The organism is Actinoplanes sp. NPDC021490, assembly GCF_055562135.1.
The window spans coordinates 297,879-317,176 of sequence record NZ_JBVHFW010000003.1; the positions used below are offsets into that span (position 1 = coordinate 297,879).

General features: G+C 70.5%; 19 protein-coding genes. 7 read left to right on the forward strand and 12 right to left on the reverse strand.

Going from position 1 to position 19,298, the window contains the following annotated elements; translation table 11 throughout:
* Positions 1-91: 91 nt before the first annotated feature.
* Both ACZ3I4_RS09650 and ACZ3I4_RS09655 read right to left on the reverse strand, forming a co-directional pair.
* Positions 92-1,150 (reverse strand): ABC transporter permease, encoded by a 1,059-nt coding sequence (locus ACZ3I4_RS09650; protein ID WP_465381463.1) that lies wholly within the window; start codon positions 1,148-1,150, stop codon positions 92-94.
* The gene (locus ACZ3I4_RS09655; RefSeq protein WP_465381464.1) at positions 1,147-2,661 is read right to left on the reverse strand and encodes a sugar ABC transporter ATP-binding protein; all 1,515 of its coding nucleotides are present in this window, start codon (positions 2,659-2,661) and stop codon (positions 1,147-1,149) included. The genes ACZ3I4_RS09650 and ACZ3I4_RS09655 overlap by 4 nt, the downstream gene beginning before the upstream one ends.
* A gap of 311 nt (positions 2,662-2,972) precedes the next feature.
* On the opposite strand from ACZ3I4_RS09655, the gene ACZ3I4_RS09660 reads away from it, so the two are divergent.
* Both ACZ3I4_RS09660 and ACZ3I4_RS09665 read left to right on the forward strand, forming a co-directional pair.
* Positions 2,973-3,782, forward strand: a complete 810-nt coding sequence (locus ACZ3I4_RS09660; protein ID WP_465381465.1) for an alpha/beta fold hydrolase — start codon at positions 2,973-2,975, stop codon at positions 3,780-3,782.
* The gene (locus ACZ3I4_RS09665; RefSeq protein ID WP_465381466.1) at positions 3,779-5,686 is read left to right on the forward strand and encodes a GMC family oxidoreductase N-terminal domain-containing protein; all 1,908 of its coding nucleotides are present in this window, start codon (positions 3,779-3,781) and stop codon (positions 5,684-5,686) included. Before ACZ3I4_RS09660 ends, ACZ3I4_RS09665 begins: the two co-directional genes overlap by 4 nt.
* Here the strand turns inward: ACZ3I4_RS09665 and ACZ3I4_RS09670 are convergent.
* From ACZ3I4_RS09670 to ACZ3I4_RS09700, 7 genes are all read right to left on the reverse strand, one after another.
* Positions 5,667-6,476: an IclR family transcriptional regulator gene (locus ACZ3I4_RS09670; protein ID WP_465381467.1), complete on the reverse strand. Its 810-nt coding sequence runs from the start codon at positions 6,474-6,476 to the stop codon at positions 5,667-5,669. The two genes, ACZ3I4_RS09665 and ACZ3I4_RS09670, sit on opposite strands and share 20 nt — an antisense overlap.
* Positions 6,477-6,561: 85 nt before the next feature.
* Positions 6,562-7,485, reverse strand: coding sequence for a quinone oxidoreductase family protein (locus ACZ3I4_RS09675; protein ID WP_465381468.1), 924 nt, complete (start codon positions 7,483-7,485; stop codon positions 6,562-6,564).
* Entirely contained in the window at positions 7,485-8,309 is an 825-nt protein-coding gene (locus ACZ3I4_RS09680; protein WP_465381469.1) for an alpha/beta fold hydrolase, read from the reverse strand. Before ACZ3I4_RS09680 ends, ACZ3I4_RS09675 begins: the two co-directional genes overlap by 1 nt.
* Before the next feature lie 205 nt (positions 8,310-8,514).
* Entirely contained in the window at positions 8,515-9,375 is an 861-nt protein-coding gene (locus ACZ3I4_RS09685) for an alpha/beta fold hydrolase (RefSeq protein WP_465381470.1), read from the reverse strand.
* Positions 9,372-10,631 (reverse strand): M20 family metallopeptidase, encoded by a 1,260-nt coding sequence (locus ACZ3I4_RS09690; protein ID WP_465381471.1) that lies wholly within the window; start codon positions 10,629-10,631, stop codon positions 9,372-9,374. The genes ACZ3I4_RS09685 and ACZ3I4_RS09690 overlap by 4 nt, the downstream gene beginning before the upstream one ends.
* Positions 10,628-11,554, reverse strand: coding sequence for a DODA-type extradiol aromatic ring-opening family dioxygenase (locus ACZ3I4_RS09695; RefSeq protein WP_465381472.1), 927 nt, complete (start codon positions 11,552-11,554; stop codon positions 10,628-10,630). The genes ACZ3I4_RS09690 and ACZ3I4_RS09695 overlap by 4 nt, the downstream gene beginning before the upstream one ends.
* On the reverse strand, positions 11,554-12,828 hold the full coding sequence (locus ACZ3I4_RS09700; RefSeq protein ID WP_465381473.1) for an aromatic ring-hydroxylating oxygenase subunit alpha: 1,275 nt from the start codon (positions 12,826-12,828) through the stop codon (positions 11,554-11,556). The genes ACZ3I4_RS09695 and ACZ3I4_RS09700 overlap by 1 nt, the downstream gene beginning before the upstream one ends.
* Positions 12,829-12,996: 168 nt before the next feature.
* Between ACZ3I4_RS09700 and ACZ3I4_RS09705 the strand changes: the two genes are divergently transcribed.
* Together ACZ3I4_RS09705 and fdxA are read left to right on the forward strand one after the other, a co-directional pair.
* Positions 12,997-13,968 carry an NAD(P)/FAD-dependent oxidoreductase gene (locus ACZ3I4_RS09705; protein WP_465381474.1) on the forward strand — a complete coding sequence of 324 codons (972 nt, stop codon included), beginning with the start codon at positions 12,997-12,999 and terminating at the stop codon, positions 13,966-13,968.
* 2 nt (positions 13,969-13,970) lie between these two features.
* A complete protein-coding gene (gene fdxA, locus ACZ3I4_RS09710; protein WP_465381475.1) occupies positions 13,971-14,312 on the forward strand; it encodes a ferredoxin in 342 nt (113 codons plus the stop codon).
* Positions 14,313-14,498: 186 nt separating this feature from the next.
* On the opposite strand, the gene ACZ3I4_RS09715 is transcribed toward fdxA, so the two are convergent.
* Positions 14,499-15,626, reverse strand: coding sequence for a 4-hydroxybenzoate 3-monooxygenase (locus ACZ3I4_RS09715; RefSeq protein WP_465381476.1), 1,128 nt, complete (start codon positions 15,624-15,626; stop codon positions 14,499-14,501).
* Between the two features lie 72 nt (positions 15,627-15,698).
* Positions 15,699-16,439 (reverse strand): helix-turn-helix domain-containing protein, encoded by a 741-nt coding sequence (locus tag ACZ3I4_RS09720; protein WP_465381477.1) that lies wholly within the window; start codon positions 16,437-16,439, stop codon positions 15,699-15,701.
* A 53-nt stretch (positions 16,440-16,492) separates the two neighbouring features.
* Here ACZ3I4_RS09720 and ACZ3I4_RS09725 point away from each other — a divergent pair, with 53 nt between their 5' ends.
* Entirely contained in the window at positions 16,493-17,227 is a 735-nt protein-coding gene (locus tag ACZ3I4_RS09725) for a siderophore-interacting protein (protein ID WP_465381478.1), read from the forward strand.
* 12 nt (positions 17,228-17,239) lie between these two features.
* On the opposite strand, the gene ACZ3I4_RS09730 is transcribed toward ACZ3I4_RS09725, so the two are convergent.
* Entirely contained in the window at positions 17,240-18,100 is an 861-nt protein-coding gene (locus tag ACZ3I4_RS09730) for a helix-turn-helix transcriptional regulator (RefSeq protein WP_465381479.1), read from the reverse strand.
* 142 nt (positions 18,101-18,242) lie between these two features.
* Between ACZ3I4_RS09730 and ACZ3I4_RS09735 the strand changes: the two genes are divergently transcribed.
* Complete coding sequence (locus tag ACZ3I4_RS09735) at positions 18,243-18,566, forward strand: putative quinol monooxygenase (protein WP_465381480.1); 324 nt, start codon at positions 18,243-18,245, stop codon at positions 18,564-18,566.
* 36 nt (positions 18,567-18,602) lie between these two features.
* Positions 18,603-19,295, forward strand: coding sequence for an SDR family NAD(P)-dependent oxidoreductase (locus ACZ3I4_RS09740; RefSeq protein ID WP_465381481.1), 693 nt, complete (start codon positions 18,603-18,605; stop codon positions 19,293-19,295).
* Positions 19,296-19,298: the final 3 nt, after the last annotated feature.

Genomic DNA, 19,298 nt, shown 5'->3' on the forward strand with positions numbered 1-19,298 from the left:
CGTCAGCCGATCGGGCCGTGAAGCCCGCCCGGCGTGGGGCATGGTGCGTGTCGTGCAGATCCGAGAAAGGCGATTGGTGAGTGGGTGGCGTTCAGGACGATGCCGGGGTCCTGCCCCGATTGAACCGCAACCAGCCCCGGTCCCGGGCCACTCCCAGGGCGACCGCGACGATCAGCACGACGCCGTTGACCGTGCCGCGCCAGAACGTCGACACGTCGCTCAGCGTCAGGCCGTTCTGGATCACGCCGAGGAACAGGACGCCGAGGACGGTTCCGCCCACGCCGCCGTCGCCGCCGGTGTAGGCCGTGCCGCCGATCAGCACCGCGGCCACCACCGTGAGCAGCAGCGTCGAGTCGATGCCGGGGCTGGCGCCGGTGAGCCGGCCGACCTGGATGAGGCTGGCCACGGCGGCGGCCAGGCCGGCGATCAGGAAGACGCTGAGCGTGGTGCGGGCGACGTTGATGCCGTTGAGCCGGGCCGCCTCGCGGTTGGAGCCGAGCGCGTAGACCCCGCGGCCGAACGTCGTGTAACGCAGCACCAGGGCGGCCACCACGACCAGGACCACGTCGAAGATCAGCAGGTACGGAATCCCGGCGATCTTGCCGTTGACCAGGTTGTAGATCGGCTGGAAGCCCTCGATCGCGAACACGTTGATCGTCTTGCCCTGCGACATCACCAGTGCCGCGCTCTCGAAGACCGACAACGTGCCCAGCGTGACGACCAGGAACGAGATCTTCACGTACGAGATCAGGACGCCGTTCACGATGCCGAGGAGCAGGCCCACGGCCAGCGCGCCCGCCACCGCGACCCAGGCGCTCATCCCGTGTTGCAGCAGCATCCCGTACGACATGCCGGTGACCGCCGCCGCCGAAGCGGTGGACAGGTCCAGCCCGCCCGAGATGATCACGAACGTGGCCCCGACCGCGAGCACCAGCACGACGCTGTTGCTGGCCACGATGTTGGTGATGTTGCCCCAGGTCATGAAGATCGGCTGGGTGATCGACAGGTAGACCACCAGCAGGATCAGCCCGGCCAGCACCCCGGTGGTCTTGCCGGAGGCCCGCCACACGTTGGTGAGGATGCCGTGGCGACCGGGATCGGACGGCGCCGCGACCTTTTCCGGAGGACGGATCGACGTGTCCTGGCTCATGACGACTCCTCGTGGACGTGCCCGCTGACCGCGATCGCGTTCAGCACCTCTTCCTGGAGCTGCTCGCCGCTGACCTCGCCGTGGACCGCGCCCTGGAAACAGACCAGGACCCGGTCGGCCAGGCCGATCAGCTCGGGCAGCTCGGAGCTGATGATCACGACAGCGGCGCCGCTCTCGGTCAGCTTCTGCAACAGGGCGTAGATCTGGCTCTTGGAGCCGACGTCGACGCCGCGGGTGGGCTCGCTGAGCACGTAGACCGGGCAGTCCAGCGCGAAGATGCGTCCGAGGATCGCCTTCTGCTGGTTGCCGCCGGAGAGCTGCGTGATCAATTTGGCCGGGGAGGAGGTCTTCACGCCGTACTCGGCGATCGCCTCGCGGACCCGGCGCTTCTCGGTGCGGGTGGGCACGACGCCGAACTTGGAGAGCTTCGGCAGCCAGGTCAGGGTCATGTTGTGAGCCACGCTGCGGGTCGGCAGCAGGGCCGCGCGCTTGCGGTCGTCGGGCACCAGGCCGATGCCGGCGCCGAGCGCCCGCCTCGGATCGCCCAGCGTCACCGCGGCCCCGTTGACCCGCACCTCGCCGGTGGCCGGGATGGCCCCGCCGAGCGCCATGCCGAGCTGGGCCTTGCCCGAGCCGACCAGCCCGGCGATGCCGACGATCTCGCCGCTGCGCACCTCGAACGACGTCGGGGCGAGCGCGCCGTCGGCCGAGGCCAGGTCGCGCACCTGCAGCACCACGTCACCGGGCACGCAGTCGCGGCTCCCGTAGTAGTCGTTGAGCTCGCGACCGACCATCATGCGCACCAGCTGCGACTCGGAGGTCGCGGGCAGGGGCACGGTGCCGACCAGCCTGCCGTCGCGCAGCACCACGGCCTTGCTCGCCGTGGCATAGAGCTCGGGCATCCGGTGCGAGATCATCAGCACCGCCACGCCCCGCTTGGCCTGCTCGCGCACCAGCTCGAGGAGCCGCTCGGTGGCATGCTCGGAGAGCGAGCTGGTGGCCTCGTCGAGGATCAGCAGCCGGGCCTTGGAGGAGACCGCGCGAGCAATCTCGACCTCCTGCTGCAGCTCCACCGACAGGTCGCCGACCTTGGCGTTGACGTCGACGTGCACGTCCAGCGCGGCCAGCTCCTCGCGGGCCCGGCGCCGGACGGTGGCCCAGTCGATCACCCGGCCGCGGCGGGGCAGCCGGCCCATGAAGACGTTCTCGGCCACGGTCAGCTGCGGGGCCAGGGTGAGCTCCTGGCTGATCATCACGATGCCGAGCTTGAGGGCGGTCGCCGGGTTGGCGATCACCGTCTCGGCGCCGTCGACGAGCACGACGCCGCCGTCCGGCTGCTCGGCCCCGCCGATGATCTTCGACAGGGTCGACTTGCCGGAGCCGTTCTCGCCGGTCAGGGCGACGATCTCGCCCGCGCTGACGGACAGACTGGCGTTGTCGAGGGCGAGGACGCCCGGATACCTCTTCGAGACCCCGCGTACCTCGACCAGAGGCGCCGCACTTGCGTTCACCTGCGTACCTCCATGGGGGTTTGTGAGTTCACCCACCGTCAACCGGATTGGCGCTCACCTTGGCACCGGCGGGTTACCGGCCTAAGCGACCTGTTCCGCTGAACGGACTGTGGCCGGATCGCGACGTTCGGAGATTTGGCCGGGCAGTCCGGTGAACGGACCGCGGGGAAGGCGCGCGTAACACCGGAGGCGTGTTGTGGAGACCCAGAACACATTCCGACGGAGGACACGCCCATGAACGAGCTTGCGAGTGAATCGGTGGGCTCAAAGCCCGGCTCAGGCCTCTGCCGTGACGAAGTGGAGGCGGGGGCATGAGCCCAGTGCCGACCCGCGGGTACGCGGCCACGCCGTACGGCCAGATGCACTACGCCGAGCTGGGCGAGGGCCCCGCCGTGCTGCTGCTGCACCAGACCCCGCGCTCGTACGACGAGTTCCGTGAGGTTCAGCCGCTGCTCGCCGATGGGCACCGGGTGATCGCCATGGACATGCGCGGGTTCGGGCTGAGCGCCCCGCTACCGGCCCCGCAGACCATCGAGGCCATCGCCGAAGGCGCGTTCGCGCTGCTCGACGCGCTCGGCATCGAACAGGCCACCGTTCTCGGCCACCACACCGGCGGCGCGGTCGCGATCGAGATGGCCGCGGCCTCCCCGGCCAGGGTCGCGGCGCTCGTGCTGTCCTCGGCGCCCTGGACCGACGCCGCCTACCGCGAGGGCCACGCGAACGGGCCCGGGGTGGACGAGGCCGTGACGGCCGCGGACGGCACCCACCTGACCAAGCTGTGGGCGTTGCGGCAGCCGTACTACCCGGCCGGGCGGCCCGACCTGCTCGACCGGTTCATCCGGGACGCGCTGGCTCCGGGCGTCGACCCGGCCGAGGGGCACATGGCCTGCGCCCGCTACCTGATGGAGGACCGGATCGGCCTCGTGACGGCCCCGGTGCTGCTGATCGGCGCGTCGGCGGACCCGTTCGCGCTGCCCGACGTCGAACGGCTGCAGAAACACCTGACCAACGCCGTACGGGTCGAGACCGCCGTGATCGAGGGCGGCACCATCCCGCTCATGGAGCAGAAGGCCCCCGAAGTGGCCGCCGTCGTCCTGGAATTCCTCGGAGAACGCGCATGAACACGGAAACGCTGAAAGCCGTCTGCGACACCCTCATCCCCCGGGTGCCGGCCGGTTGCGACGACAGTCTCGAAGCGGCCACGCTGCTCAGCCTGAGCGCCTCGGACCTGGGGATCGACGCGATCGCCGCGGCCGTGATCCCGATGCTCGCGCCGCACGTCCAAGACAAGATCACGGCGACACTGGGCGCGCTCGGCGACGACTTCGCCGCGGCCGGCGACGAGGAGCGGGCTCGCCGCTGGCGGTCCGTCCTGGAGAACCCGGGGACCTACCCGGGCGCGATCATCCTGCAGAGCACCGTGCTGGCGATGTTCTACACCGGCCCGGACGCCGACGCCAAGAACCCGACCTGGCCCGCGATCGGCTACGCGGGCCCGCTGCTGCCCACGCCGAGCGAGGCCGAGTTCCCCAAGACCCTGCGCACGATCACCGCGGACGACGACCTGACCGCCGATGCCATCGTGGTCGGCTCGGGCGCCGGGGGCGGGGTCGCGGCGGCGCGCCTGGCCGAGGCGGGGCTGCGGGTGCTCGTGCTGGAGAAGGGGTCCTACCGCAACGAACCCGATCTGCCGCAGCTCGAGGCGTTGTCGTTCCCCAACCTCTATCTCGGCGGCGGCTTCCTGTGGTCGGCCAGCGCCTCGGTCGGTCTGCTCGCGGGCTCGACCGTCGGCGGCGGCACCACGGTCAACTCGATGGCCTGTCTGCCCACGCCCGGTTATGTGGTCGAGGAGTGGCGGCAGCGCGGCATGAAGGGGCTGGAGGACTTCGACGAGCACGTGCGCGCGGTGATGGAACGGATCAACGCGAAACCGTCGAACACCGTGCACAACCACGTCAACGAGATCCTGATCCGCGGCTTCGAGGCGGCCGGGCTGGCCTGGGCCACGCTCGCCCGCAACGCCAAGGACGACGAATCGCGCTACTGCGGCGAGTGCAACGCCGGCTGCCTGGTCGGGTGCAAGCAGTCGACGATGAAGACGTTCCTGCAGGACGCGTCGGACCAGGGCGCGCGCCTGCTGCCCGGCTGCGACGTGCGCGAGATCCTGCACGATCAAGGACAGGCTTCCGGCGTACGGGCAAAGGTCGGTGATCGGGAGGTCGAGCTGCGGGCGCCGGTCGTCGTCGTGGCCGCGGGCGCCCTGGCCAGTCCCGCGCTGCTGCTCGCGTCGGGCATCGGCGGCCCCGAAGTCGGCCGGAACCTGCACGTGCACCCGTCGTACTTCATGAGCGGGGTCTTCGCCGAGGACGTGCGCGGCTGGGAGGGGCAGATCCTGACCAGCGTGAGCCACGACTACGAGCACGTCGCGGGCGAGCACGGCTTCGTCGTGGAGGCGGCCCCGATGGGTCTGGGTTTCTGGACGGCGCTCACACCCTGGCAGGACGGCGAGGCACACAAGCGCGAACAGCTGCGGCTGCGGCACGTCTCGGGTGTCTGGGGCTTCGCCCGCGACCACGGCTCGGGCCATGTCGAGCTGGGCCCGGACGGCATGCCGCTGATCCACTGGGATCTGAACGACGCCGTCGACCTGGAAGTCGTGCGGCGCTGCCACGTCGAACTGGCCAAGCTGCTGCGCGGAGCCGGCGCCCAGGAGATCTTCACGTTCCTGCCCGGTGATCCGCGCTGGCGCGAGGGCGAGGACTTCGAGGAATTCCTGACCGTGCTGGGCGCTCTGGAAGGGCCGGACGTGCTGACGCTGTCGGCGCACCAGTCGGGCACGTGCGCGACCGGCACTGTCGTCGACGGCGAGGGCCAGCTGTTCGACGTGAAGGGTGTCTACGTGGCCGACGCGTCGGCGCTGCCCACCGCGCCCGGGGTGAATCCGATGGTCTCGATCGAGGCGTACGCGGCGAAGACCGCCGGGCACATCGTCACAGCCGTGAGCTCTAGAGTTCCTGCGCGCTGAGCAGCTTCGTCATCCGGCGGCCGACCAGGTTGAGCAGGCCGACATAGCGATCCACCTTGGCCCGCGTCGTCGGGGCGGTCACTGACAGGGCCGCCACGACGGCGCCGGTCGCGCCGGTGAGCGGGATGGCCACGCTCATGTAGCCGATGCGGGTCTGCTCGTACTCGGCCACGAAGCCCTGCTCGCGGGCCTTCTGCAGCTCCTGGGCGAGCAGGCCCGGCGCCACCGTGGTCCGCGGCGTCACGCGGGTCAGCGGCGCCGTCATCACCTCGTCCAGCAGGTGCCGCGGGCCGAACGCGAGCAGCGCCTTGCCGGTCGCCGTGCAGTGCAGCGGCATCCGGCCGGCGACCCGGGACGGCCGGCTGATCTGGGCGTGCTCCCCCGACACCTTGTCCAGATAGAGCACCTCGAGCCCGTCGGCCACGGCCAGGTGCGCGGTCTCGTGCGTGGCCTGCACCAGGTCGATCATGAGGGGCCGGGCCAGGTCGCGCAGGATCCGCTGGCGGGGCACGCGCTGGCCGATCTCGAAGAGCCGCATGCCGAGCCGGTATTCGCCGTTGCGCCGTTCGAGCAGCCCCCACTGCACGAGCTCCTGGCTGAGCCGGTGCACCGACGCCTTGGCCAGGCCGGTCCGGCGGGCCAGCTCGCTGAGGCTCAGCGTCTCGTCGTCGAGGCCGAACACCTCGAGGATGCGGCGCACCTTGCCCAGCACGCTGTTGCTGTCGGGGACGGGGTGCGGTTCGCGGGGGTCGGGTTGGAACAGGCAGCTGGGTCCGGTCGTGGCCTCCATCACCCGAATCTCGTCGCCGCCGTCACACTTATCAACGAATTGGTCCGGTCAGCGGAACACGTCCCGCTGACCGGACCCCGGGGTTTCAGAAATGCAGAACCGCGCGTCCCCGTACGTGTCCCGAGCGCATCCGCCCGATCGCGTCGACGGCGTCCTCCAGCGGCACCGACTCGACCGCCACGTCCAGCTCGCCGGCCGCCAGCCCCACGATGAGCGCGGGCGCGAGTTCCCGGGCCCGGCGCTCGTGGCGGATCATGTTGACCGGCAGCAGGGCCACGTCGTCCAGCAGCCAGCTCGGCAGGTCGATGGTGATCTGCGTGCCGGCCACGTAGCCGATCACGACGGCCCGTCCGCCCGGCCGCACCCAGCGGCTGCGCCCGACCAGCCCGTCGCCGCCCAGCGTGTCGACCAGCAGGTCGAACGGGCGGTCGTCGAACGAGCCCAGCACCACGCCGGTGACCCCCTCGGGCACGAGCGCGAGCTGGTCCTCCCGGCCGACCAGACCGGTCACCTCGGCCCCGGCCAGCCGGGCCTGCTGGGCCACGCTCGCGCCGACGGCGCCGGCCGCACCGACCACGGCGACCTTCTCGCCCGGCTGCACCTTGGCCACGTCGTGCAGCACCACCGCGGCGGTCGTGGTGGGCACGAAGAACGTCGCCGCCACCTCGGCCGGCAGCCGCGGGTCGAGCACGGTGACCGCCTTGCGGGGCACACTCACCCGCTCCTGCCAGGTGCCACCGCGCAGCAGGCCGAGGCCGGCGCCGCGCAGCATCACCTGGGTGCCGGGCTCCAGGTCGTCGGCCTCGAGGACGACGCCGCTGCCCTCGACGCCGCCGGTGTAGGGCAGCGGCGGCTTGAGACCGAAGGTGCCCGACGCGACGGTCAGGTCGAGGTGCGCGAGCGCGGCCGCCTGCACCTCGACGAGCACCTCGCCCGCACCCCGTACGGGCTCCTCGATCTCGTCGATGACCGGGTCCCGGCCCCAGTCGTGGAAGCGCAGCGCCCGCATCAGGCGGACGCCTTCGCGAGGAACTCGAGGCTCAGCGGGTTGTAGATCGCCGCCTGCTCGTGCTGCGGCCAGTGACCGGTCTCCTCGAACAGCTCCAGCCGCGAACCCGGGATGGCCTCGTGCATGGCCTGGGCCTCGGGCACGTCGCCGAACGGGTTCTTGCGGCCCCAGACGATCAGCGTGGGCTGGGTGATGCGGCCCATCTGCTCCCGGGTCAGCAGGTTGCGCTGCCGGATCTCCATCTTCTGCAGCGAGAGCAGGTTGTCGATGTTGGCCACGAAGTCGGGCTCGTGATAGATCCGGTGCCGCACGTCGACCAGTTCCTCGGTGGCGTTGACCGGGTCGGCCATCAGCAGCCGCAGCCGCTTGCGGGTCAGCTCGACGTCGTCGGTGGCCACGGCCTGGCGGGTGCTGGAGTCGATGCGCTGCATCACCTCGGGGTTGGCCACCGTGCCGCCCGCGCAGAGCAGTTGCAGGCTGGCGATCCGCTCCGGGAAGTCGACGGCCGCGCGCGCCCCGACCCAGCCGCCGAGCGACTCGCCGACGATGTGCGCCTTCTCGATCCCGACGGCGTCGAGATAGTCGAGCAGGTGCTTCACATACAGCGGGATCTCGTACGGGTGGCCGGGCTTGCCGGTGTAGCCGTGGCCGAGCATGTCGATGGCGTGCACCGAATACTGCTCGGCGTGCGGCGCGATGTTGCGCGTGAACGCCTCGAGGTGCCCGCTCGTGCCGTGCAGGAACACCACCGGGGCGCCCTCGCCGGCCCGCAGCGTCCGGGTCCGCACGCCGCCGGCGTCCACGTAGGACAGCGAGAACGGCAACGGTGTCAGGTCGGTCCAGATGGACTGAGCCTGCGGTTGCCATGCACTCCTGGCCCTACGGACGCTGACGCTTTCTCCGGTGCAGTCGTTCATAGCGGGCTCTCCTACGGCTGGTTGATGCGGTGGACTTGGGTGTTGCTGCGCTTGGCGAGCTGCCGGCCGAGAACGACGAGTACGCCGGCGCCGGTCAACCAGAAAATGATCTTCACTGTGCGGAAACTCCTTCTCGACGAGCGACGTCGGCCAGGAAGGCGGCGACGACGGCGTGGTAGCGCTCGGGCTGCTCCTCCTGCAGGTGGTGAGACACGTGGTCCATCACGTGCAGATTGCCGTTGGGCACCATGCGGGCCAGCATCATCGGGTAGTCCGGGGTGAGGAACGCGTCCTCGCGGCCCCACATGAACAGCGTCGGCGCCTGCACCTGGCCCAGCTCGGCGGTGAGGTCCTGCCAGTCGCCGCGCGGCGAGTCCGACATCGCGGCCAGCGCGCGCTCCTCGGGGTCGAGGCTCTGCTCGTAGCGCATGTCGAGCGTCTCGTCGGGCAGCTTGCCGCCGTCCCACCACTCGAGGCGGGTGATCAGTTGCCGCATCTTCTCGCGGGTCGGGCCCTCCCCGCCGTAGTAGACGTCCCGGGCCGTACGGCCGCGGTGGCCGTTCTCGGGAAGCGGGGCCAGCGGTCCGTAGAAGACCGGCATGCTGCCGGTGACGACCAGCGACCGTACGCGATCGGGGTATTTCGCGGCCAGGTTGAGCGCGATCGTGCCACCCCAGGAGTTGCAGACGAAGTCGGCCCGCTCGACGCCCAGCGTGTCCAGCAGCCGCACCTGGCTGGCCGCGTGGAAGTCCCACATCGGCCCGGTGATGCGCACCTTCTCGGACCGGCCGTACTGCAGGATGTCGGGGATCAGCACCCGCCGGTCGGCGGCGAACAGCCCGGCCACCGGGCCGAAGTCGCTCCAGCCCGTGCAGCCCGGACCACCGCCGTGCAGGAACACGGTGTCGAGCCCCGCGCCCATGTCCAGGTAGTGGTAGCCGTCGGCGTACTTGCCCTCGGGCGCCTTGCTCATCGTTCCTCCTCGGAGTTCGCGACCGCGACGCGCGCGAGCACCTCGCAGAGCCGCCGCATCTCGGTCACCTGGACGGTGTTCATGCCGAGCGCGAAGTCGATGCCGGGCAGGGGCGCCTTCGGCATGCCGACGCGCGCGGTGGGGATGCCGCGGGCGCGCAGGATGTTGGCGTCGGTCGCGCCGCTGTTGTCGGGGATCGGCGTGTGTTCGCGGCCCGACGCCGCCTCCCACGCGCGGATCGTCTCGGTGATCACCCAGGCGCCCGGATCGGTCGTGGTGGCCGGGATGTGGGCCACCAGCTCGCAATCCGCGTCGTCACCGAGAAAGGCCGCAAGTTCCCGCCGTACGCCGAGCGGCGTCTGACCGGGCGCAAGGCGGATGTCGAGGCGGATCCGGACGGCGGCGGGGGTGACGGCGAGCATGCGTTCCCAGCCGCCGGCGATCGAGCCGATGATGCCCTGCGGCGCGGCCGTGGCGGTGCGGTGGCGGGCCGGGAAGTCCGCGAGCCAGCGCTCCAGGCGCGTGATCACCTCGGCCGCGGTGACAATCGGGTTCTCGTACGGGAGACGGTGGCGGCTTCCGGCGTACGTGTGAATGCCTTTGACCATCACCTCGAACCAGCAGAGCCCGACCTCGTCGTGGGCCACGAAGTCACCGGGTTTGGCGATGATCGCGTGGTCGGCGTACCAGCCGCGCTCAAGCAGGAACGACGCCCCGACCCCGTGGCCGGTGTTCTGCCGTCCCTCTTTTTCCAGCGCGTTGGTCGGCATCCCGCCGGCGCCGAACGCGAGCACCAGATCACCCAGGGTCCCGGCCCTGGTCGCGGCAACCGCTTCCGCGTACGCCTGGCCCACTACCAGCACGCACGCGGCGTGCCCCTTGGGGTTGCCGGCGCCGAGGCCCTGCACGTAATCGCCGTCGACCGTCGCCTGCGGCCGCATGTCCGGCCGCAGCTCGGGCCCGATCCACGGGACGTCCTCCGCGGCGTCGCCGGTCGTGAGCGTGTCGATCGGGGCGTAGAGCATGAGGTCCTGGCCGCGCCGGCTGCTTCTCACCCGGCCGACCGCGTTGGCCTGGCCGGCATCGATCCGCTGGACCTGGCCGTCGATGCCCGACGTGCGCAACTGGGCCGCCAGCCATTCCGCGAGCGGCCGCTCCTCCCCCGTCGGGCTGGGGATCGAGGTGACCGCCACCGCCGCCGCCCGCAGACGCTCGGGCGTGATGCGGCGCAGCACCTCCTCGAGGAGGTCGCTCACGGACGGATCACTCCGACACCCATGCCGGTCAGCCATTCGGGCATCGGGCTGTAGGCCAGGGTGCGGCCCGGCGCGAAACCGAGCGCGGCCGCCATGGTGAGCCAGGTGCGGATCTCCTGGCCGCCGTTGCCGGCCTCCGCGCCGATCCGCGCGGTCGTCCAGCCGGTGTAGTGGTCCAGCTCGCCGCGGTCGAGCCGGCCCAGGAAGGCCTCGTCGAACTCGGGGAACAGGGTGGGCCGGGCGCCGACGATGATCTCGCGACGGCGCTTGTCGTACTTCTCCCACTCGCCGCGGCCGTTGCGCCACGCCTCGACCAGGAACTCCTCGTCGTCGCCGTCCGGGTCCTGCCAGCGGCTCGGCCAGGGCAGCTGGTGGCTCAACCCGCCCGAGGCGACGACCACCACGCGCCTGTCGCTCTTCTCGATGGCCCGGGCCAGGTTGCCGCCCAGCTCGATGCAGCGCTTCACGGTCGGCAGCGGGGTGGCGAAGACGTTGACGACCAGCGGGGTGATCGGCACGTCGAGGTCGCGCAGCAGATATTGCACGGCGTGGCTCTGGCCGTGGTCGATCGTCATCTTGGCGCTGATCGCGACCTCGGTGCCCCGCTCGACCAGCTCCTCCGCGAGGGCCTGGGCGAACGCGGGATCCGACTTCTGCGGGCCCTTGGGGGTGCCGCCGTCGCCGGCCGCGATCACCTCGTCGACGCCGAGGGTGAACGACGGGATCAGGTCGAGCCAGAAACCGCGGAAGTGGTTGGAGCCGATGATCACCACGTTGTCCGGCCGGGCCTCGGCGATCGCGTCGCGGGCTTCCCCCAGGGCGTCGCGGAAGCGCTCGGCCCGGTCGAGGCCGGCCACCTTGTCCCAGTGGGTGTTCATCAGGGTCGAGTGCGAGGCCGCGACACCCAGCACGATCCCGCCCATCAGCGCGTCACTTCCGGCTTGCTGTGCTCGGCCGTGATGCCCTGCTCCTGGAGGCGCTCGACGCGTTCCTCGGTGACGTCCTCGGCCAGCTTGCGCCACTGCAGCAGCGACTCGTCGGGACGGTAGAGGCGCTCCGGCGGGGCGTCGGTCACCTCGACCATCCACTTGTCCTGGCCGGAGAACTCGCCGTGGAACAGCCACCGGATCGCGCCCAGGTATTTCGCGTAGAACGGCAGCGTCGCCGCGCCCTGGGCAAAGTTGACCATGACGCCGACGTACAGGTGGTTGTCCGCGTCGACCGGCACGTAGAACTCGTAGTGGATGAAGCCCGGGTAGGCGATGCGCAGCACGCCCGGCATCGAGATCGAGGCGAAGCCCGGGAACTCCTGGGCCGCGATGACCTCGTTGACCTTGGCCGCGCCACCGGTGTTGCCGATGTTGCTGTTGACCTTGGTGCCCGGCTTCTTCTTCGACGGGTCGATCTTGTACCAGGCCTTGCCGCTCCACTTGCCCAGGCCGGGGAACTCGGCATCCCAGTACTGAGCGTCCTGCACCCGGTAGATCCAGCGGCCGCGCTTGACGATCCGGGTGTCGTTGTGCACCGGCATCGCCTTGAACAGCCGCCACAACGCCGTACGGTGCAGGTACTTCGCGTGCCCCTCGTCGTAGCCGTTCTCGGCCGCGAACCGCCAGTTGCCCTCGCGGGGCTGAATCCGCGCGCCGACGACGGCCGCGTTGCCGACCAGCTCCTCGGGCAGTTGCTCATCGATCGGCGGGGCGTCCTCGCCGTCGCCGACGAACAGCCACACCATGCCGAGCCGCTCGGCCGTCTCGTACGTGGGCTGGGTGACCTTGCCGCAGATCGGCGAGTTCGGGCCGTCGGTGATGGCCGCGGCCAGGTCGCCGGTCTTCAGGTCGAACGTCCAGCCGTGGTAGACGCAGCTGACCGTGCCCGGGAACTGCTGGTTGCCGTAGCTCAGCGGAACGCCGCGGTGCGGGCAGCGGTCCTTGAGGGCGTACACGGTGCCGCGGTCGCGCATCACCATGATCCGCTCGCCCAGCAGCGTCACGCCGGTCGGCTTGCCGGTGATCTGCGACGAGAACGCCACCGGATACCAGTAGCCGCGGAAACCAGCCGCCGCCTGCTGGTAGTGCGGCCAGCTCGACCAGTCCTGCCGGCCGGGCAGCCGGCCACGCCGCGAGGGGCGCCGCGGCCGTTCGGCTCGCGGAGGACGCGCCGCCGGTGTGCCGCCGGTGGTGGGTTCTGCGACCATGGTGCAACTCCCATCGTGCTGTTCGATGGGGAGCAGAGAATCACCGTTCTCGTCCCGGTCCCAGCCGAAGAGTCCACCCACCGAAACGCGTTCCGCTCAGCGGTACACGGTCCGCTCAGCGGTCTGTTTCGCTCGGCTCGTCCCGCTCCGCTTCCTACGGTCCTGGCCATGGAACCCACCACGACGGTCCACACGGATCTGGTCATCGTCGGGGCCGGACCGACCGGCCTCTACGGCGCGTTCTGCGCCGGCTTCCGCGGGCTCAGCACCGTCCTGGTCGACGCGCTGCCGCAGGTCGGCGGTCAGATCGCCGCGCTGTACCCGGAGAAGGTCGTGCGGGACGTGGCCGGGTTGCCCGCGGTCACCGGCCGCCAGTTGGTCGACGGGCTGGCCGCGCAGGCCGACGCGTTCGGCACGCGCTACCTGCTGGAGCGGCAGGCGGTCGGGATCGGCCACGAGGCCGGGCGGCCACAGCTGACCCTCTCGGACGGCACGGTGGTCGACGCGGGCGCGGTGGTGCTGACCGCCGGGATCGGCACGTTCACCCCGCGGGCGCTGCCGGCCGGCGAGGAGTTCCTGGGCCGCGGGCTGTCCTACTTCGTGCCGGACCTGAGCGCGCACGCCGGCCGGGACGTGGTGGTGGTCGGCGGCGGCGACAGCGCGATCGACTGGGCCAACGCGCTGGCGCCGCTGGCCCGTTCGGTCACCGTGGTGCACCGGCGGGCCCGGTTCCGCGCCCACGCCGCCTCGATCGCCGAGGCCGAGCGGGCCGGGGTCGCGTTCCGCACCAACTGCGAGGTCGACGAGCTGATCGGCGACGACTGGGTCTCGCACGTCCGCCTCGGCTCCTCCGACGTCCTCGAGGCGGGCAGCGTGATCGCCGCGCTGGGCTTCATCTCCGACCTGGGGCCGCTGGCCGGCTGGGGACTCGAGCTGTCCGGCCGCACGATCGTGGTCGACCAGCGCATGCGCACCAACCTGACGGCGGTCTTCGCAGCCGGCGACGTCACCGAATATCCGGGCAAGGTGCGGCTGATGTCCGTCGGCTTCGGCGAGGTCGCCACCGCGGTCAACAACGCCGCGGTCGAGCTCGACCCCGAGGCCGCCCTCTTCCCCGGCCACTCCACCGAAGGAGCCTGAACATGCCGTACGTGATCGGCCAGGACTGCGTCGACGTCAACGACCGCGCCTGCATGGACGTCTGCCCGGTCGACTGCATCTACGTCGGCGACCGCAAGAGCTACATCAACGCCGCCGAGTGCATCGACTGCGGCGCGTGCGAGGTGGAGTGCCCGGTCGAGGCCATCTTCGTCGACCGCAAGGCCCGGGGCGACGAGGAGCGCACCCAATTCGTCGAGGACCAGCGCAACTTCTTCACCATCGTGCTGCCCGGCCGCGACACGCCCCTCGGCTCCCCCGGCGGCGCCCGCAAGGTCGGCGAACTCGGCGTGGACACCCCGTTCATCGCCGGCTACGACGCCTGAGGGACCACGGCGGCCACGGCGTCGCGGACGCGGTCGCGCAGCCAGGCGTGTGCCGTGTCGGTGTCGTAACGCTGGTGCCAGACGCCGATGATCGGCGGGCGGGGCAGGGGCAGCGGCAGCTCGTGGTGCCGCGCCGGCGAGGGCTACGTGGCGGCCGCGCCCGGCGTGCACGCGGCCACCCTGGCCTTAGTTCAGGCCCGCGGTCAGCTCGGCGAAGAGGCGGTTGGCGGCCGGTGAGCGGAACTGGCGCTGCAGCTCGGCCCGGGCCACCTGCTTGCGGAACTCGCCCTCGTACGAGGAATCGCCCGCGTTGTGCATCAGGTCGGTGATCCAGGACGCGAACGCCTGGTAGTTCCAGATGTGCTCCAGGCACGTGTCGGAATAGTTGTCCAGCAACGTCGTGTCGCCGGTCCTGGCGTGCTCGATGACGGCCCGGGCGAACACCTCGGCGTCGTACAGGGCCAGGTGGATGCCCTTGGCGCTCATCGGCGGCACGATGTGGGCGGCGTCGCCGAGCAGGAACAGGTTGCGGTGCCGCATCGGCTCGTGAACGACGCTGCGCAACGGCACGAGACGCTTGTCGAGGATCGGGCCCTTCGGCAGCGGGGTGCCGAAGCGGGTCTCCAGTTCGGTCCAGATGCGATCGTCGGGCCAGTCCTCGACCGAGTCGCCGGGCGGGCATTGCAGATAGATGCGGCTGGCGGTCGCTCCGCGAGGAATCAGCCCGGCCAGGCCCCGGGAGTGGATGGCCATTCCGGACGGTTTTGCGGGCACCGCGGCCAGCACGCTGAGCCAGGCATACCCGTACGCGTGCGAATAGCTCGTGAGAACTCCGGGCGGAATGGCGGCCCGGGTCACCCCGCGATCGCCGTCGCAGCCGGCGATGAACTGGCCTTCGATGACGGTGTCGCCATAGCGGACGACGTTGTCCTCGATCGAGATTCCTCCGGCCTCGAAACGCAGGTCTCCGCCGTCACGCAGGAACACGTCGGTGAGGTTGCGGACGAGCACCTGCTGCGGGCAGAACAGGCTGTCGCTGTCGTCGTCGAAGTCGACCGGCATTTCCTGGCCGTCGATCCAGAAGCCGCCCTCGGCCTCCGGAATCGGGTCGCCCTCGATCACCTCGCCCAGACCCCACGCCCGGAACATGCGCACGCCGAGGCTGTCGATCGTGCCTGCCCGCTGCCGCTGCTCGACGTATTCGCGGCGGTGCTTCTCGAGGACGATGCACCCGATTCCGTTACGCAGCAGGAAATTGCCGAGCGTGAGCCCCGCGACCCCGGCCCCCACGATCACCACGTCTGTTTTCACCATGTCGCCACTCTGGCCGCCGGCGAGCCCCGACCACCACCGGTAAAACGACCCTTGATGCCGAAAACCCGCCAATTACCGTACGGTGGATTGGTAGCGGCCCGGCGTCTGACCGACGACCTCGGTGAACGCTTCGATGAAGCTGGACGGGTTGGACCAGCCGCACGCCGTGGCCGTCTCGGTGACCGACCGGCCACCGGTGAGATGCACCAGGGCGTGATGCACGCGCAGGACCGTGCGCCACCGGTGAAAGCTCATACCGAGTTCGGCGTGGAAAAGGCGGCTGAGCGTACGTTCCCCGGCCCCGGCGGCGCGGCCCAGCTCGGCCAGCGTGGCGGCCCGTCCCGGGTCGGCGTGCAGCAGATCCGTCACCTTGCGCAGCCGGTCGTCGCGCGGCTCGGGCAGATGCAGGGACTGCTCGGGCGTGGTGACGAGCTCGTCGATCACCACCGCGCGAAGCCGCTCGAAGGCGCCGGGCCGCGCCTCGGGCCGATCGGTCAGCGCCAGCAACGCTTCCCGCAGCAGCGGGCTCACGGCGTACACGCTGGGGTGCGGCACGATCTCACCGCACATCTCGACCGGGATCGCAAGGATGCGGACGTCGGTGTCGCCGTAGAACCGGTGCCCATGCTCGAAACCGGGCGGCGTCCACGTGATCCGGTTGGCCGGCGCGACCCACGTGCCGCGCTCGGTCGTGGTCGCGAGCGCGCCCGCCGCCGCGTAGACGAGCTGGCCCTGATCGTGGCGGTGCGCGTCCAGCTGATAGCCGTGCGGCATGGTGCCCCCGCCGCTCGGGGTCTGGCGGGTTTCCGGCATAGCGAGTCAGCTTACCGGTGGTCGGCCGCCGGTGGGCCGCCGACGATCGATGCATGAGACGCATGCTGGCTTTGACCGTCCTGGACCGGGAACAGATCAGCCCCCACTTCGTCCGCGTCACCCTGGGCGGAAACGACGTCAGGCATCTGGAGCGGACCGGCTACGACCAGTCGGGCCGCCTGTTCTTCGCCGGCTCCGGCCGGGACGACGTCGTGCTGCCGGCCGACGGGCACTGGATGCTGCGGACGACGTTCCAGCCGGGCCGGCAGCGGCCGCGGATCCGGACGTACACGATCCGGCGTTTCCATACGGCCGCGTTCGACATCGAGGTCGCCGTGCACGGGGACGGGCCGGGCAGCGCGTGGGCCCTCACGGCCGAGCCGGGCGAGCGCGTCGCCTTCCTCGACCAGGGAGCCGGCTATGCGCCGCGCCCGGACACCGTGTGGCAGTTACTGGTGGGCGACGAGAGCGCGCTGCCCGCCATCCTGGCGATCCTGGACCGTTGCCCCGATGCGGTGGCCTACGTCGAGGTGCCGACGAGCGCGGACATCCGCTCCGATGTGCCCGGCATCCACTGGCTGCCCCGCAACGGAGCCGGCGCGGGCACGCTGGCCTTGCCGGCCGTGAGGGACGCGCCGCTGCGCCCGGGCCCGTTCTCCGCGTGGGTGGCGGGCGAATCCGCGTTGGCCACCGGCGTACGCCGGCATCTCGTCAACGACCGCGGGGTGGCCCGCTCCGACGTCACTTTCCGCGGCTATTGGCGGCTGGGCCGCGCAAGCCTGGGGTAGCAGCCGCAGTGATCAGGGACCCAGTGTTCGGTGCATCGCCTGCACGGCGCTCACGCGGAGAAAGTCGAGCTTCTCCGCGTCCGTTCCCCGCTGTGCCGTCGAGTAGATGACGACCTTGATGTCGGAGGCCGGAACGACGACGACATCGCAGTCGAGCACGATGTCACCCACCACCGGGTTGTGCACGGTCTTCACCATGCTCTGATGAGCAGCGGCCCGCCCTTCGTCCCACATTGCGGCGAACCGAGGGCTGCGCGTTCGCAGGTCGGCGACGAACGCCCGGAACCGGGGATCGTCGCGGTAGTCGGCGGCGGAACGGCGCAGGTCGTGGACCAGTGCGCGCTCGAACGCGTCCGGGCCGCCGTGGGCGGTCGCGACCTCGCTGATGCTGTTGTCGATGAACGCCTGGACGAGGAGGTTCTGGTTCGGGTCGGCCGCCACGGAAGGGGTCTGGAACAGCGCCTGCCAGAGCGGCGTCGAGGCGAGCTGAGTCCAGTCGGCGGCGAACACAGCCAGCGGCATGTCCGACATGCGGGCGAGCATCCGCTGTACCCCGGCCGGGATGTGGTGCGAGACGGTTCCCGATGCTGGTGGAGTCAGGCCGGCGGCGCGGTGAAGCAGTGCCGTCTCGGTGCGGCTCAGCTGCAGGGCCCGGGCCAGCGAGGCAACTATCTGCGGGGACGGCGTGCGGGCGCGTCCCTGTTCGAGACGCGTTATGTAGTCGACGCTTACGCCGGCCAGCTGCGCGAGCTCTTCGCGCCGTAGCCCCGCCGTGCGACGCCGGCCGAAGGACTCCAGCCCGACGTCGGCGGGCGTGAGGTGCTCGCGCCGGCTGCGGAGCAGCTCACCGAGAGACAGCGGTGCGGAGGTCATTGCTCTCATTCTGCCTGTGGCGCACGAGTTCTGCCTGGTACCGGCGATCCCAGGCTGGGCCGGATGGGTAGCACGGTCTTTACCTGGCTACGGATGTCGGCAGGCCGCAGGCTCAAAGCACCACAGGGAAAGGGACATCAACATGACCGCAACGTCCAACGGCTACGTGACCGTCATCTGGCAGACCCGGGCCAAGGCCGGGAAGGAAGCCGATCTGAAGGCTTTCATCACGTCCGCCGTGACCCCCTCCCGTAACGACGCCGGCAACATCGACTACGAGGCCCACGAGGTCGAAGGTCAGCCTGGCGCCTTCGTCATCTACGAACGCTGGGAGAACCGCGAATACCTCGACGCGCACCTCGGCGCCCCCCGCATGCAGGAACTCGTGCCGCGGATGCTCGAACTGATCGACGGTTCCATCGAGGACGGAATCACCCTGCTGCGCCCGTTCCGCCCCGCCCAGTAGCACCGGCCCCGTCGCCATCGAAAGGAACCCATTCACGTGATCACCACGCTCATCACCGGTGCCAACCGGGGACTCGGCTACGAAATCGCACGCCGCCTCATCGAGGCCGGCCAGACAGTCTGGCTCGGCGCCCGGGACGCCGAGCGGGGTCAGGCCGCCGCCGACCGGCTCGGCGCCCGATTCGTGCAGCTCGACGTGACCGACGACGCGTCGGTCGTCGCGGCCGCCGAGACGATCCGGGCCGAGGCCGGACACCTGGACATTCTTGTCAACAACGCCGGAATCCTCGGAGATGTCACGTCGCCCGAGGATATGACCGTCGAGCACATGCGTCCCGTCTACGAGACCAATGTGTTCGGCACCGTGCGGGTCACCCGTGCGTTCCTGCCGCTGCTGCGGGCCGCCGAGGCGCCGTCAGTCATCAACGTCACCAGCGGCGTCGGATCTTTCACGCTGGTTCACGACCCGAACCGGGTCGAGTCTCGGTACCCGTTGGCGGCCTACGGGTCGTCCAAGGTCGCGGTCACCATGCTCACCATGCAATATGCCAAGACCATCCCGGACGTCCGGTTCAACGCGGTAGACCCCGGACAATCGGCTACGGAATTTACCGGCGGGGTGGGCCACAGCGTGCAGGACGGTACGGACGCGGTCGTGCGGATCGCTACCCTCGGCGACAAGACGCCGAGCGGTACGGCGACCGACCGCGATGGTGTCCTCCCCTGGTAGGCA

Coding starts and splice junctions, on each gene's coding strand:
- fdxA (WP_465381475.1), top strand. CDS start 13,971: ATGCCGTACGTGATCGGCCAGGACTGCGTCGACGTCAACGACCGCGCC.
- ACZ3I4_RS09685 (WP_465381470.1), bottom strand. CDS start 9,375: ATGAGCAAGGCGCCCGAGGGCAAGTACGCCGACGGCTACCACTACCTG.
- ACZ3I4_RS09715 (WP_465381476.1), bottom strand. CDS start 15,626: ATGGTGAAAACAGACGTGGTGATCGTGGGGGCCGGGGTCGCGGGGCTC.
- ACZ3I4_RS09735 (WP_465381480.1), top strand. CDS start 18,243: ATGACCGCAACGTCCAACGGCTACGTGACCGTCATCTGGCAGACCCGG.
- ACZ3I4_RS09730 (WP_465381479.1), bottom strand. CDS start 18,100: ATGACCTCCGCACCGCTGTCTCTCGGTGAGCTGCTCCGCAGCCGGCGC.
- ACZ3I4_RS09700 (WP_465381473.1), bottom strand. CDS start 12,828: ATGGTCGCAGAACCCACCACCGGCGGCACACCGGCGGCGCGTCCTCCG.
- ACZ3I4_RS09650 (WP_465381463.1), bottom strand. CDS start 1,150: ATGAGCCAGGACACGTCGATCCGTCCTCCGGAAAAGGTCGCGGCGCCG.
- ACZ3I4_RS09725 (WP_465381478.1), top strand. CDS start 16,493: ATGAGACGCATGCTGGCTTTGACCGTCCTGGACCGGGAACAGATCAGC.
- ACZ3I4_RS09660 (WP_465381465.1), top strand. CDS start 2,973: ATGAGCCCAGTGCCGACCCGCGGGTACGCGGCCACGCCGTACGGCCAG.
- ACZ3I4_RS09695 (WP_465381472.1), bottom strand. CDS start 11,554: ATGGGCGGGATCGTGCTGGGTGTCGCGGCCTCGCACTCGACCCTGATG.
- ACZ3I4_RS09675 (WP_465381468.1), bottom strand. CDS start 7,485: ATGCGGGCGCTGCGCTTCCACGACTGGGGCCGGGACCCGGTCATCGAC.
- ACZ3I4_RS09720 (WP_465381477.1), bottom strand. CDS start 16,439: ATGCCGGAAACCCGCCAGACCCCGAGCGGCGGGGGCACCATGCCGCAC.
- ACZ3I4_RS09705 (WP_465381474.1), top strand. CDS start 12,997: ATGGAACCCACCACGACGGTCCACACGGATCTGGTCATCGTCGGGGCC.
- ACZ3I4_RS09665 (WP_465381466.1), top strand. CDS start 3,779: ATGAACACGGAAACGCTGAAAGCCGTCTGCGACACCCTCATCCCCCGG.
- ACZ3I4_RS09670 (WP_465381467.1), bottom strand. CDS start 6,476: ATGGAGGCCACGACCGGACCCAGCTGCCTGTTCCAACCCGACCCCCGC.